The sequence below is a fragment of the Paenibacillus sp. PvR098 genome (assembly GCF_017833255.1).
Taxonomy (GTDB): domain Bacteria; phylum Bacillota; class Bacilli; order Paenibacillales; family NBRC-103111; genus Paenibacillus_G.
This window is the reverse complement of record NZ_JAFIBU010000001.1, coordinates 280,696-294,032: the sequence shown is the minus strand read 5'-3', so window position 1 is coordinate 294,032 and position 13,337 is coordinate 280,696. Positions and strand designations below refer to the sequence as shown.

At 50.7% G+C, this 13,337-nt stretch carries 12 protein-coding genes; 7 read left to right on the top strand and 5 right to left on the bottom strand.

Translation table 11 applies throughout. The annotated features are described in order from the left end of the window. Positions 1-10 precede the first annotated feature (10 nt). From JOE45_RS01390 to JOE45_RS01380, 3 genes are all read right to left on the bottom strand, one after another. On the bottom strand, positions 11-1,315 hold the full coding sequence (locus tag JOE45_RS01390; protein WP_210021884.1) for an MFS transporter: 1,305 nt from the start codon (positions 1,313-1,315) through the stop codon (positions 11-13). A 258-nt stretch (positions 1,316-1,573) separates the two neighbouring features. After that, on the bottom strand, positions 1,574-2,356 hold the full coding sequence (locus JOE45_RS01385) for an IclR family transcriptional regulator (protein WP_210021885.1): 783 nt from the start codon (positions 2,354-2,356) through the stop codon (positions 1,574-1,576). Positions 2,357-2,760: 404 nt separating this feature from the next. Next, positions 2,761-3,864, bottom strand: a complete 1,104-nt coding sequence (locus tag JOE45_RS01380; RefSeq protein ID WP_210021886.1) for an S-layer homology domain-containing protein — start codon at positions 3,862-3,864, stop codon at positions 2,761-2,763. A gap of 437 nt (positions 3,865-4,301) precedes the next feature. Here JOE45_RS01380 and JOE45_RS01375 point away from each other — a divergent pair, with 437 nt between their 5' ends. From JOE45_RS01375 to mtnB, 7 genes are all read left to right on the top strand, one after another. Further along, positions 4,302-5,507, top strand: a complete 1,206-nt coding sequence (locus JOE45_RS01375) for a pyridoxal phosphate-dependent aminotransferase (protein ID WP_210021887.1) — start codon at positions 4,302-4,304, stop codon at positions 5,505-5,507. A gap of 348 nt (positions 5,508-5,855) precedes the next feature. Then, a complete protein-coding gene (proB, locus tag JOE45_RS01370; protein WP_210021888.1) occupies positions 5,856-6,968 on the top strand; it encodes a glutamate 5-kinase in 1,113 nt (370 codons plus the stop codon). 49 nt (positions 6,969-7,017) lie between these two features. Continuing rightward, on the top strand, positions 7,018-8,292 hold the full coding sequence (locus tag JOE45_RS01365; protein WP_210023474.1) for a glutamate-5-semialdehyde dehydrogenase: 1,275 nt from the start codon (positions 7,018-7,020) through the stop codon (positions 8,290-8,292). A 51-nt stretch (positions 8,293-8,343) separates the two neighbouring features. Beyond that, positions 8,344-9,213: a pyrroline-5-carboxylate reductase gene (gene proC, locus JOE45_RS01360; RefSeq protein ID WP_210021889.1), complete on the top strand. Its 870-nt coding sequence runs from the start codon at positions 8,344-8,346 to the stop codon at positions 9,211-9,213. A gap of 15 nt (positions 9,214-9,228) precedes the next feature. Continuing rightward, complete coding sequence (locus JOE45_RS01355) at positions 9,229-10,506, top strand: 2,3-diketo-5-methylthiopentyl-1-phosphate enolase (protein WP_210021890.1); 1,278 nt, start codon at positions 9,229-9,231, stop codon at positions 10,504-10,506. Continuing rightward, positions 10,503-11,165 carry a 2-hydroxy-3-keto-5-methylthiopentenyl-1-phosphate phosphatase gene (locus JOE45_RS01350; protein ID WP_210021891.1) on the top strand — a complete coding sequence of 221 codons (663 nt, stop codon included), beginning with the start codon at positions 10,503-10,505 and terminating at the stop codon, positions 11,163-11,165. The genes JOE45_RS01355 and JOE45_RS01350 overlap by 4 nt, the downstream gene beginning before the upstream one ends. Further along, positions 11,162-11,806: a methylthioribulose 1-phosphate dehydratase gene (gene mtnB, locus JOE45_RS01345; protein ID WP_210021892.1), complete on the top strand. Its 645-nt coding sequence runs from the start codon at positions 11,162-11,164 to the stop codon at positions 11,804-11,806. Before JOE45_RS01350 ends, mtnB begins: the two co-directional genes overlap by 4 nt. 58 nt (positions 11,807-11,864) lie before the next feature. On the opposite strand, the gene pyrE is transcribed toward mtnB, so the two are convergent. After that, entirely contained in the window at positions 11,865-12,524 is a 660-nt protein-coding gene (pyrE, locus tag JOE45_RS01340) for an orotate phosphoribosyltransferase (protein WP_280874412.1), read from the bottom strand. A 43-nt stretch (positions 12,525-12,567) separates the two neighbouring features. Then, positions 12,568-13,284: an orotidine-5'-phosphate decarboxylase gene (gene pyrF, locus JOE45_RS01335; protein ID WP_210021893.1), complete on the bottom strand. Its 717-nt coding sequence runs from the start codon at positions 13,282-13,284 to the stop codon at positions 12,568-12,570. Positions 13,285-13,337 lie beyond the last annotated feature (53 nt).

Here is a 13,337-nt window from a genome sequence, read left to right as displayed (position 1 = left end):
CTGATGATGATTATAAATCCACATTTTTTCCTTCACGTATGGCCAAAAGCGAAATAAGAGAAATGACACAGGCTAAAATAATATATAGAGCTATGGGTACCCAAGAGTCATTGAAAGCATTAAGCAGTGCAAGTGCAACCATCGGAGTTGTGCCTCCAAACACTGCAGCACCTAACTGATTCCCCACAGAAATTCCTGTATAACGTATATTGGTGCTAAAGATTTCCGAGAACATCGTTCCCATCACAGCCTCTAGCGGAGCCCATATAATGCCTATCGCGATAACTGTCGCTACCGTCAACCATAAGGCGGACTGCAGCGATATCAAATAAAAATACGGGAAAGCAAACAGCAGCATGGCAATGGTTCCGCCAATGTATAGCGGCTTTCTACCGACTTTATCCGAAAGTTTCCCCATGAAAGGGATCATGAATATCGTTACCAGGTTGGCAATGGCTACGGCATTAAGTACAGTAACCGTTTCATAACCCAGATATCCCGTTGCGTAAGCGATTACAAAAGTGGCAAAGATATAATAAGGTGATGTTTCTACAAATTTAGCTCCCGCAGTGATTAACACCGATTTCCAGTGATAACGGATCGTATCCACGAGTGGTACCTTGGCGATATCCCCGCTCTCTTTCGCTTCTTGGAAAACCGGCGTTTCATCGATGCCTTTACGAATCCAAAGTCCTACAACAATCAATACAGCGCTCAGGATAAAAGGTAATCGCCAGCCCCATGAGAGAAATTGTTCTTCCGGCAACTGGCTTAACAACGAGATGGCAACGGTTCCAAGAAGCATTCCGACGGGCACGCCAAGCTGCGGGATACTTCCATAGAACCCACGGTTCTTTTTGGATGAATATTCTACTGCTAACAGCACAGAACCGCCCCACTCCCCACCGATCCCAAGACCTTGGCACAATCTCAGGAAGACGAGTATTATAGGCGCCCATATCCCGATCGCATTATAATCTGGTAATAAACCAATCAGAACAGTTGCTCCACCCATCAGCATTAAGGTTAACATCAGCGTTTTCTTTCTCCCAATCTTATCGCCAATATGACTAAATACAATTCCGCCTAATGGACGAATGAAAAATGAGAGCCCAAACGACAAATAAGCAAGCAATAAACCGACTACGGGATCCTCACTTGGAAAATACAGTTTATTAAATACCAATGCAGCCATGGAACCGTAAAGAAAAAAATCAAACCACTCAATGGAGCTTCCGACCATACTTGCTAACAATGCTCTGTTTGCTTTTTTCTTATTAAGCTCCGGTTGAGCTGCAAGTTGAATTTGAGCCATACTATTCCTCCCTATATGTAAGTGATTTTTTATTATCAAAAATGATCTCATACATATATAGCGCTTACATAAATTGAATGAAGTAATTGTACTGAACCTCTAGTAACCTGTAGGAAGGCCAAGTCGTCTAAACTTTTTCAAATTCTTGAGTGAGTGTGGTAAACTTAGTATGAGAGGTGCATCTTTTCAAATGGGAGTTTGGTCGCTTGCCATTATTATGAAAAGGTCCCTCTTTTTTATCCAATTCGTGTCATGGTGTTAGCTAGTCACCTCCATTGGAATGTATCCTAATTTACTTGATACCTTGGAAGTCGTTCCAAGTAAATATTCAATTAATTCTTTTTCTTTGGACATAATTCGAATGGTTGGCGCACAGATGCTTATAGCCGCCGCAATCGATCCATTTTTAGAAAAGACAGGAGCAGATACACATGAAATCCCATTTTCAAAGGTTTCATAAGAGAGATAGTAGCCCTGCTTCCGAATTTGCGCTAACTCTAGCCGGAATATACTAGGATCAATGGTTGTGTGAGTCGTATAAGCTTCCATTTTCGTCATTGATAAATAGTGTTCCACTCGAGCTTCATCGCTGAAGGCCAATAAGACTTTTCCAAGTGCCGTGGAATAAGGTGGTGACGTTAATGACAAGTGAAACTGTAATCGTAAAGATGAATCATTCGAAACGACACGATCCAGCAGCACTACGACATTAGCATCCAGTACACCAAAGTGTACAAGTTCATTCGTAGCTTTAGCCAATTCTACAAGTAAAGGATGGGTCACCTTACGAATATCCAACCGCTTTTCGAAGGCATATCCTAATTCAAGACAAGCCAAACCCAGTTGATAATTTCCCGTACTGGGATCCTGGCTAATAAATTGCTTTTCTTTTAAGCCATCCAGTATTTTTAACAAATAACTTTTTCTAATTTTTAAATAATCCGACAATTCAACTAATGAAAATTCACTTTTATGCTTAAAAGCTAGTAGAATGTCTAAAGCATGAGCTACGTTACCGTAGGAGCTTTTTGTAGTCTCCATTTGTTTTCACCTCCTTTTAGTGAATCACATTCACCAAATAAATTGTATAGTTGAATGAAAAATTTGTCAATACCGAAACTCGACTTGCATTCCCCCCTGTTTATAAGTTATTTCCCATAAAACTCTCTCAATCACTCAGGTATCGAAAATTCAATTACCCTTTCACTGCATATTCAACTGTGTTTTTGTTTGAATTGGAGTTTTTCATGGCTCCCTTTATCATTTGAATTTAGTGAATCTTGTTCACTACTTGATATTTATTTTTATACGTTTGGATTTATTACATGTCTAAAGGTTCCTGTTTTGGTAAAGTATCATCACCTCCGTAGATGTTCCGAGACCGTAATGAATAAAGAGAACGGGAAAAACCGGTCAGATTCCTGACCGGTTCAATGATTCTCAGATTAATCCTTTACATAACGAATCAGTCTTTCCTCCATCGGGGACTGCATTACTCCTTCATGAGCAATCATGGAAAGCTCCTCAACCCAACCGAAAGACCAATGCCCGCGCTGAACATCCGGCCAATGCTGGATTACCTGCGTTTCCCCATCCTGCAGCGCTCCGCGATAATAAATCATGCTCAGCCATTTGGCTGCCATCTGGCGTTCCACTGCGCCGTCGAGCTGGGCTCTTCCGCCGGCTGAACCCTCCATGAACCTTAGTGCGGCTGCCGTAGCCGCAGCATCATTCGCCCAATGTCCGTCTGTATCCGTGAAGCCTGACATCATGGGAATGGCGTCAATCCCGCGGACGCGCAGCATCAGCGTCACGAACTCTCCCCTGGTGATCGGATGCTCCGGATGGAACTGGCCGTTGCTCCCGGACATGTAACCGGCTGCGGTCACTGCCTGAATATACCTGGAAGCCCAATGGTCTACAGAAACGTCACTATAAACCGCAGCGTTCCCGTCTCCGTTCAGATTTGACACGCGGGCAATCACAGCCGCCGTTTCGGCTCTGGTCAAAAATTTCTCCGGTTGAAAATTTCCGTCCGGATATCCGTTAAATACCGGTTGGTGCAATTCGCTGCCTAACACTACGGTAACCGGTGCTGTCGCCGCTTGGACTCCACTGTCAAGCCCGCCTTCGCAGGCCAGTGTGAAGGTTGCATTGTTCGGCGCGTCTTCCTTTACCTTCAACTTAAAGTGAACGACATCGGCGTCATCATCTTTGCCATCGATTTTCCACTTCAGCGTTTGCGCATTGGAATCCCATTCAGCATCCTCAATGGTATCGATTTCAAGACCATCCGGGATCTTTACCATCATCCAGCCTCCGGACTTCTTGTCTACCTTCACATTGTGATACAGAATGTGGTACCCGATTTTTCCACCTTTGACGGCTGTTCTTTGGTCTGCCACACATTGCAGACGGAGTCCCGCATTTGCTTTAGCCTTATTAACCTCATCTCCTTTCCATTCTTTAGCCGCAGCAGCACCTCCAGGCACCATAAGCACTGCGGAAAGTACCCCGAGCATTAAACGCTTCCAATGCTTCTTCAACATGAATCCTCTCCTTTTTATATAACGTGTTAGCAAACTATCGTATGGGTATTACCCGTGGCCCAATAAGCTGAAACACTCAGGACAAAATATCTAAAATGTATTTTTTTATTCCTATTTCGGGAAGAAATTCAGGCCTTTTGGAGCAGGAAAAATAGTTCATATTCATTCTCATCAGTTACTCGTATTAAAGCGAGAAGCAGGCTTATATATAATAGTAGAATGAGGCCGTTCTCAAACATCGGAATTCAGTGTGAGCATATCACCCAAGTGTCTAAAATCCATGGTCGGAATTAGGACAATCCTCGACGGTTTTGCAAACCGTCTGTACCTGCCGGCTTTTTCGTGTTACATTATTCCTATCCGCCCTTGCGGGATAATACCGCGGGATCTTTTTGCGTTTACGGACAATTCTTGAACCCATTGGAGTGACCTTTGAAATGAACAATGCATCTCAAAGCGCCATCAGCGCTTTTCCGATTCAACAAGCGCAGCGTCTCACGGACCTGCCTACACAGTTTTTCGCTAAGCTCGTGCGCAAAGCCAATGAGCAAAGCGCTGCGGGACATGATGTCATTAATTTGGGACAGGGCAATCCTGACCGCCCCACTCCTCCTCATATTGTGAGAGCTTTGCAGGAAGCTGCGGAAAACCCGCAGTACCACCGTTACCCGCCGTTTAACGGCTATTTGTTTTTGAAAGAAGCGGTAGCCCAAAGATACCGGGAGGATTACGGTGTCGAGCTCGATCCGGAGAAGGAAGTGGCGATCATATTCGGCGGCAAAACAGGGCTTGTAGAAATCGCTCAATGCTTGCTGAACCCCGGAGACATTTGTCTCGTTCCTGACCCCGGTTACCCCGATTACTGGTCAGGCGTCGCTTTGTCCGGAGCTCGGATGGCTTTCATGCCGCTGCGCGAGGAGAATGCTTTTCTGCCTGACTATAACGCTCTGTCTCCGGAAGATATCAACAAGGCGAAGCTGATGTTCATCAACTACCCGAACAATCCGACAGGCGTTTCCGCTCCCGCTTCCTTTTATAAGGAAACCGTAGATTTCGCAGCCAAAAACGGGATTGTGGTGGCCAGCGATTTTGCTTACGGGGCCATCGGATTCGACGGGCAAAAACCGCTCAGCTTCCTGCAAACTCCTGGAGCCAAAGAAGTAGGAATTGAGTTCTACACACTGTCCAAAACGTACAACATGGCCGGCTGGCGAGTCGGGTTTTGTCTCGGCAACGCCGAGGTTGTTAGAATGATCAATTTGATCCAAGATCACTACTATTGCAGCCTGTTTGGCGGGATTCAGGAGGCAGCGTCCGTTGCGCTGACCGGCCCTCAGGATTGCGTGAAGGAGCTTATCTCGGTCTATCAAAGCCGCAGAGACACCTTGTTCAGAGCGCTTGATAGCATTGGCTGGAAAGCGAACCGTTCGCAAGGCTCTTTCTTTACATGGCTGCCTGTCCCTGAAGGATACACATCCGAATCTCTGGCTGACATGCTGCTGGAGAGAGCAAAGATCGTCGTCGCTCCCGGCGTCGGTTTTGGCGAACACGGCGAAGGCTACGTTCGTCTGGGCTTACTGAGCACGGAGGACAGGCTGCAGGAAGCGGTGGAGCGCATTAAAGCGCTCGGTTTGTTCGGATAGCTCTGTCGGTTGTACAAAGCCATCCCCCGCTTCCCGTCTTTACAAAGCTTACCACGCATGCTATCCTTAAATGAATAGCAAACGTAATGATGGGAACAGTAGGAAGCCACTGCACGTCCAGAGAGTAAATTCCACCGGCTGCGAGAATTTACCGTGGAGCCTTGCCGAACCCGCCCCTGAACGGCCAACGAGGAGTTGGACGGCGCTCCCTGCCGTTACTGGGGATGGAAGACGGATGATTTTCATCAATCATCAAGTAAGGTGGTACCGCGGAAGTAGAGGCTTTCGTCCTTAGCAGGACGGGGCCTTTTTGTATTGATATGACAAAGTTAGGAAAGAGTGATCCGGATGCAGCAAACGATTGTAGTCAAAATCGGCAGCAGCTCGCTCACCTCCGACGAAGGCGGATTGAACCGAGCCAAAATCCATTTTTTTGCAGCGGAGCTCGCGGAGCTTCGCAAACAAGGGCATGCCGTGCTCCTTGTCACTTCCGGCGCTGTAGCCGCAGGCTTTCGGGAGATGGGCTACGCCATCCGTCCCAAGCAGCTGCACGAGAAGCAGGCCTCCGCTTCCGTCGGTCAGGCACTGCTCATGCAGGCTTACCAGGCCGCGTTCGGACAGCACGAGATCGGCGTCGGGCAAATATTGCTCACCCGCTCCGATTTTGTGAGCCGTAAGCGAATCCATAACGCTCAGATGACGATCGAGGAATTGCTACGGCACGGCATTCTGCCGATCATTAACGAAAATGATACCGTAGCCGTCGACGAGCTCAAATTCGGAGATAACGACACCCTGTCTGCGTTGGTGGCTAATCTTGTCCGTGCGCGGAAGCTGGTGATCATAACCGATACGGATGGTTTGTATACGGAAGATCCGCGAAAGAACGCCGATGCGAAACGCATTGACCGTGTGCTTCAGATTGACGAAGAAATTTATAAAATCGCTGGGGACTCCGGCTCTATGGTCGGAACAGGCGGCATGAGATCCAAGATCGAGGCGGCACGGATTGCGATGCGCGGAGGTGTACCCGTGTTCATAGGGAGAGTTCTAGAGCCCGGAGATATGCTGCTTGCCGTCGAAGGTACGGGCAAGGGTACTTACTTTGATACAAGTGCTCACAACCTGCCGATGAAAAAGCAGTGGCTCGGCTTTCACTCCCAGCCGCTGGGGAAAGTGGTCGTGGACGAAGGCGCGGAGCTCGCACTCGTGACGCGAGGCAAAAGCCTTCTTCCGGCAGGTGTTAAGGAAGTCATCGGCGACTTTCATCCCGGCGATGTCATTGAAGTGGCCGGACCTACCCTGCAGACGATAGGCCGCGGGGTTGTGAACTACGCCGCTTGGCAGCTTCAAGCCGTACGCGGGCTCAGCACAGAAGAAGTCCAAAAGAGAATCGAAGTAGCCCGTATCGAAGTCATTCATAGAGATGAATGGATTACGCTCTCTTCGGCGGTCAAATAAAAATACCGTTCATACATTGATAAATCACATCCTAAAGGAGATGGTAATGATGACGAACATGGATCAAACTTTAACTCATAGCGAAGTGGTACAAAAGGCAACGCTTGCGAAGCATGCGGCACCTAAGCTAGGTCTATTAACGACGGAGCAGAAAAACAACGCTTTGCTGCGCATGGCGGATGCGCTTGTAGAGCATGCCGAATCGATCATTACTGCTAACGCGGAAGATTTGCATCGCGGACGCGAAAGCGGAATCACCACCTCGCTGCTGGACCGTCTGGCACTGAACCTGCAACGCATTGAAGCGATGGCCGAAGGCTTGCGTCAGGTTGTAGCGCTGCCAGACCCGATCGGAGAAACATTGGAGGAGATCAGCCGCTCGAACGGTTTGAACATCCGGAAAGTTCGCGTACCGTTGGGCGTTATCGGCATTATCTATGAAGCGCGTCCCAACGTTACGGTAGACGCGGCGGGCTTATGCCTGAAAACCGGCAATGCAGTCGTCCTGCGCGGCGGCTCGTCCGCTCTGTATTCGAACAAACGCATTGTAGAGGTGCTTCACACCGCTCTCGCTTCGACGGATATTCCTCCGGATGCGCTGCAGCTGGTACTGGATCCGAGCCGATCATCCGTCGACGAAATGCTGAAGCTGAACGGCCTGCTTGACGTCTTAATTCCACGGGGCGGGGCATCGCTCATTCAAAATGTGGTGAAGAATGCCACCGTACCAGTCATCGAAACCGGGGCCGGTATTTGCCACACCTTTATTGACGAAACCGCACAGCCGGATATGGCTCTTCGCATCGCCATTAATGCCAAGGTGCAGCGTCCGTCCGTTTGCAATGCAATGGAAACACTGCTGATACACCGTAATTTTGCCGAGCGTCACTTGGCGATGATCGGGGAGCAGTTTACGCAGCAGCGGGTTGAACTGCGCGGCGACGAAGCCGCCCGGAAGCTCATGCCTTCTATGACAGCAGCTTCTGAAGAAGATTGGGATACGGAATATAACGATTATATTCTCAACGTACGCATTGTCGATAGCCTGGACGAAGCGCTTGAGCATATTCGACGCCACGGCACCATGCACTCGGAGTGTATTGTTACCGACGATGCCGGGAACGCAGAACGTTTCCTTGCCGAGGTGGATGCGGCTGCCGTTTACCATAATGCCTCCACCCGTTTCACTGACGGCTTTGAATTCGGCTTCGGCGCCGAGATCGGCATCAGCACGCAGAAGCTGCATGCCCGCGGTCCGATGGGCTTGCCCGCCCTAACCTCAAGCAAATTCCGCGTTAGCGGAAACGGACAAATCCGTGGATAAGAGTGTGCCTCCGGCATCTCTTCTTTCCGCGCTTGTAAAGGAGCATTCCAGATGACTCAATCCTTGTCTCATATGAAAATAACTTTTGTCGGTGCCGGCTCGATGGCTGAAGCCATCATTCGCGGGCTGATCACGAAGGGCGGTGTGCATGGGGAGAACATTTTCGTCATGAACCGTACCAATCATGCTCGGCTTGAAGAGCTCCGAGAACGCTATGGCGTTCGCTATTCTGTGATCGAATCGGAGAAGGAAGACGCCATCCGATCCGGTCATATCGTCGTCCTGGCCTTTAAGCCGAAGGATGCCGCTGAAGGCCTAATCGGGATCAAGCACCTGCTGAGCGCAGAACAGCTTCTCATCTCCGTCATCGCCGGCCTGACCACCGATACGATGAAGGAACTGCTTGGCGGAGCGGATTACTCCATCGTACGAACCATGCCTAATACGTCGAGCACGATCGGCCTTGGAGCTACCGGCATCAGCTTCTCTTCCCATGTCTCACCAGAAGGACGCCAGATCGCTATACAAATGTTTGAATCTACCGGCGTCGTCTCCGTCGTCGAAGAGCCGTTGCTCGACACGATTACCGGTGTATCTGGAAGCGGGCCGGCTTACATTTATTACATGATGGAAGCCATGATTCAAGGCGGTATTCAGGGCGGTCTTGCTCCTGAAGAAGCGCGTCGGTTGACCGTGCAAACGGTGCTCGGGGCCGCAAGTATGGTGGAGGCAACCGGAGAGAACCCATCCGATTTGCGTCTCAAAGTTACTTCGCCGAACGGCACGACACAGGCTGCACTCGAGACGCTTGACAGCCACGGCTTCCCCGAAGCGGTCACGAAAGCGGTGCTCCGCGCGGCGGAACGCGCCGGCGAGATGGGGGCAGCAATCAGCGCCTCCGTCACTTCCCAAACCAAGTAAAGTAGGTGTCAGGCATTGAATTTTGACAACCATGGCGCGTATTGCGTAGCAACCTACCGCTGCTATGACGAGAAGGCCGATTTTCATAAAAAAGCAACAGGCATCGCCGTCGGCCTAACCCTAGGAAGCTGGACAGACCTTCCCGAAGCGCGAAAAGCCGAGATGGAAAAACATCTGGGCCGCGTTGTCCGCGTGGACGTTCATGAGCCTGCGGCCGGAGAGCCCGCATCTGAACGGTACGCCGATATCCAAATCGCTTACCCTGAAATCAACTTCAGCCGGGACATCCCTGCCCTGCTCGTCACCGTATTCGGCAAGCTGTCGATGGACGGCCGCATCAAGCTGATTGATCTTTCGTTCTCCGAGGCTTTCCTGTCCGACTTTCCCGGACCAAGATTCGGCCTTCAAGGTGTCCGCAACTTGCTCGGCGTTCATGACAGGCCGCTCTTGATGAGCATCTTCAAATCGGTTGTCGGTCATGATCTTCCGGCGCTGCGCGAGCAGTTCCTGCAGCAGGCCTTAGGCGGCGTCGATTTGATTAAGGACGATGAAATCTTGTTCGAGAATCCGCTTTCCCCGATCGAACGGCGTGTGGAAGCCTGCATGCAAGCCGCGGCTGAAGCACAACGGGAAACCGGGCAAAAACTGCTGTATGCCGTCAACCTGACAGGCCCGACCTTCGGCTTGATCGAGCAAGCGAAGAAAGCCATTAGCGCTGGAGCCAATGCACTGCTCTTTAATGTACTGGCCTACGGCTTTGACGCCTTGGCCGAGCTAAGCCGGCACCCGGATATCCGCGTGCCGATTATGGCCCACCCAGCCTTGGCCGGAGCGTTCTACCCGTCGCCTTATCACGGGATCGCAGCCAGCGTGCTGCTCGGCAAGCTGATGCGGCTGGCCGGCGCAGACCTCGTCCTGTTCCCTTCCCCTTACGGCTCGGTGGTTATGCCCCGCGAGGAGAACATGGCGATCAAAGAAGCGCTGCTAACCACAGACGTAGCGGCGTATGTCTCGTCCGCGAACGGACAAGCCCCTTTGGCTCAAAGCTTCCCTGTTCCGTCTGCAGGCATTCACCCCGGTCTTGTGCCTTTGATTCTCAAAGATTTCGGCACACAGGTCGTAGTCAATGCAGGAGGCGGGGTTCACGGTCATCCAATGGGTGCCGCCGCCGGAGGCCGCGCCTTCCGGCAGGCCATCAACGGCTGTTTAACCGGCAAACCGCTTCGTGAATATGCGGCTGACGGTCACCCGGAGCTGCAGGCGGCAATCGACGCTTGGGGGATTAAGGAATGAGCAAAAAACGGATTATTTTTTGCGATTTTGACGGAACCATCACTGTGAACGACAACATCGTTGCGATCATGAAGCATTTTCAGCCCCCAGGCTGGGACACGCTTGTTGATCAAATCATTAACAAAGAGATTACAATTCGTGAGGGCGTAGGACGCATGTTCGCCCTGCTCCCCACTTCCATGCAGCAGGAAGTCATCGATTATGCCATAGGCAACGTAACGATCCGTGACGGATTCCGCGAGCTGCTTGAGTACTGCAAGTGTGAGGATGTTCATTTTTTGGTGACCAGCGGCGGCATTGATTTTTTCGTCTATCCCGTCCTGTCGAAGTTCCCGATTCCAAAGGAGTACATCTACTGCAACGGCAGCAACTTCAGCGGATCACACATTCAGATTGAATGGCCGCATTCTTGTGACAAGCATTGCGCGAACGACTGCGGTATGTGCAAGACGACGATCATCCGTCAATATCCTGCGGAGTCTTACGAGCGTATTCTGATCGGAGACAGCGTCACCGATTTTGAAGGCGCCAAGTTGGCGGACATCGTCTTTGCCCGTTCTCACTTGGTGAAGCTGTGTGAAGATCTCAACTTGAATTATTACCCTTTTGAAAACTTTTTTGATGTCATTAAGCAGCTCGAGGAGATGAAGATACGTTGAGTTTCAGCGCCATTCGTTTAGAAGAGAAGCAGCAGGCGTTCGCCGAGCTGCGCGAGGTCAAAACGCTCTTTGCGGAGCGAGGATGGTTTCCCGGTACAAGCGGTAATTTATCCATACGTACGGGCGAATTCTCCCCGGATCAGTTCGCTTTTGCGATTACGTCCAGTGGTAAAGACAAGTCCGTCAACACTCCGTCAGACTATTTGCTGGTGGACCAGAACGGCAAGCCGATCGAAACGACCGGCCTTAAACCGTCCGCGGAGACGCTCATTCATTGTGAAATTTACCGTGCAACCGGCTGCGGCGCCGTTTTCCACGTACATACGGTGTTCAACAACTTGGTATCCGAGCTTTATGGAGAGCGCGGCAGCGTGCCTATAGACGGCGTGGAGCTGATCAAGGCATTCAACATTTGGGAAGAGGAAGCGCAAATCGAAATTCCGATTCTGCCGAACTTCGCCGACATTCCGAGCATTGCCAAGCTTGTGGAAGGAGCGATCATCCCCCGTATTCCCGGTATCCTGCTGCGTAAGCACGGCATCTATGCCTGGGGAGCGAACGCCTTTGAGGCCAAGCGCCATCTGGAAGCATTTGAATTCTTGTTCGAGTACGCTTACCGTTTGGCTTTGCTCAAAAAATAGCCGTAACCACCAAAAAAACTCCGATTAACCATGACAAGGTTAACCGGAGTTTTTCATTTTACTTCCCGTACTCGGCCGGATTGCTCCGCCATGCTTGGAGCGCTTGCAGATCCTGCTTCTGAATACTGCCCACCTTTAGTGCAACATCCAGCAGCGCGGTGTAATTCGTCAGCGTTTCGAAAGGAATCCCCGTGCCTTCGAAAGCTTCCTTCGCTTTGTCAAACTGGTAAGAGAAAATGCCGAGAACGCCAAGCGTTTGGGCACCGGCGTCATTCACCGCAAGCGCCACTTTAAGCGAACTGCCGCCAGTCGAAATTAGGTCCTCGATGATGACCGTTTTCTGACCCGGCTTAATATAGCCTTCAATCAGATTTTCCTTGCCGTGACCTTTCGCCTTATCACGAACATAGACCATCGGCAAACCGAGCTTCTGCGCCACCCAAGCGGCGTGTGGAATGCCGCCCGTTGCCGCGCCGGCAATGACTTCCGCATCCGGAAAGTTATCGCGGATCAGCGAAACAAAGCCTTCTGCGATACGGTCGCGAATCTCGGGGTAAGAAATGGTCAGGCGGTTGTCGCAATAGATTGGCGATTTCAGCCCCGATGTCCAGGTAAAAGGCTGATTCGGACGAAGCGCTACAGCTCCGATTTCAAGCAGATCCGAAGCTATGCGTTCTCCCAGCTGATGGTTAGTTCGAATGGTTGTTTGCACGCTCATATCATTCCTCTCCATTTGTTCTCTCATATGGACAAGCTTTTCTCTAGACGGAGGCCAAGATCGCTTCCAGAGCCCCTCTAGGATCCTGTGCGGCTGTGATCGGACGGCCGATGACAATATAGTCCGTACCTTGAGCGAACGCCTCTGCAGGCGTCATGACGCGGGTCTGGTCACCGATATCCGCTCCTGCCGGGCGAATTCCAGGCGTAACGGTAACGAAATCCGAGCCGCATGTATCTTTGATCCGGACAACTTCCAGCGGGGAAGCGACTACGCCGTTCAAACCCGCTTCCCGGGCTAATCGAGCGTAACGCAGCACGGCATCCTCCACCGTACCCGCAATACCGATTTCCTCATTCATAACTGTTACGCCTGTGCTCGTCAGTTGAGTAACAGCGATGACCATCGGTTTGCGGCCTCCTTGAAGCCCTTTCTCCAAGCCTTCCAACGCCGCTTCCATCATCGCCTTGCCTCCTGCGGCATGCACGTTAAACATATCCACACCAAGTCTTGCGATGCTTTCCGCACCGCCCTTGACCGTGTTCGGAATATCGTGCATCTTGAGGTCCAGAAACACATGGTAGCCTTGTTCTTTCAGCATCTGGACAAAGGAAAGACCGGCACTGTAGAACAGCTGCATGCCCACCTTCATGTAGCAAGGAATACCTGCGAGCGATTTCACCAGTACTTCCGCCTGCTGTGCATGAGCATAATCGAGCGCAACCATGATTCGCTCTGCCTTATTCTTATCAAACGCCATGTTCCCCGCCTCCTATTAAGGAATGAAAGCTATCTTTTATATGCCTAATCAAG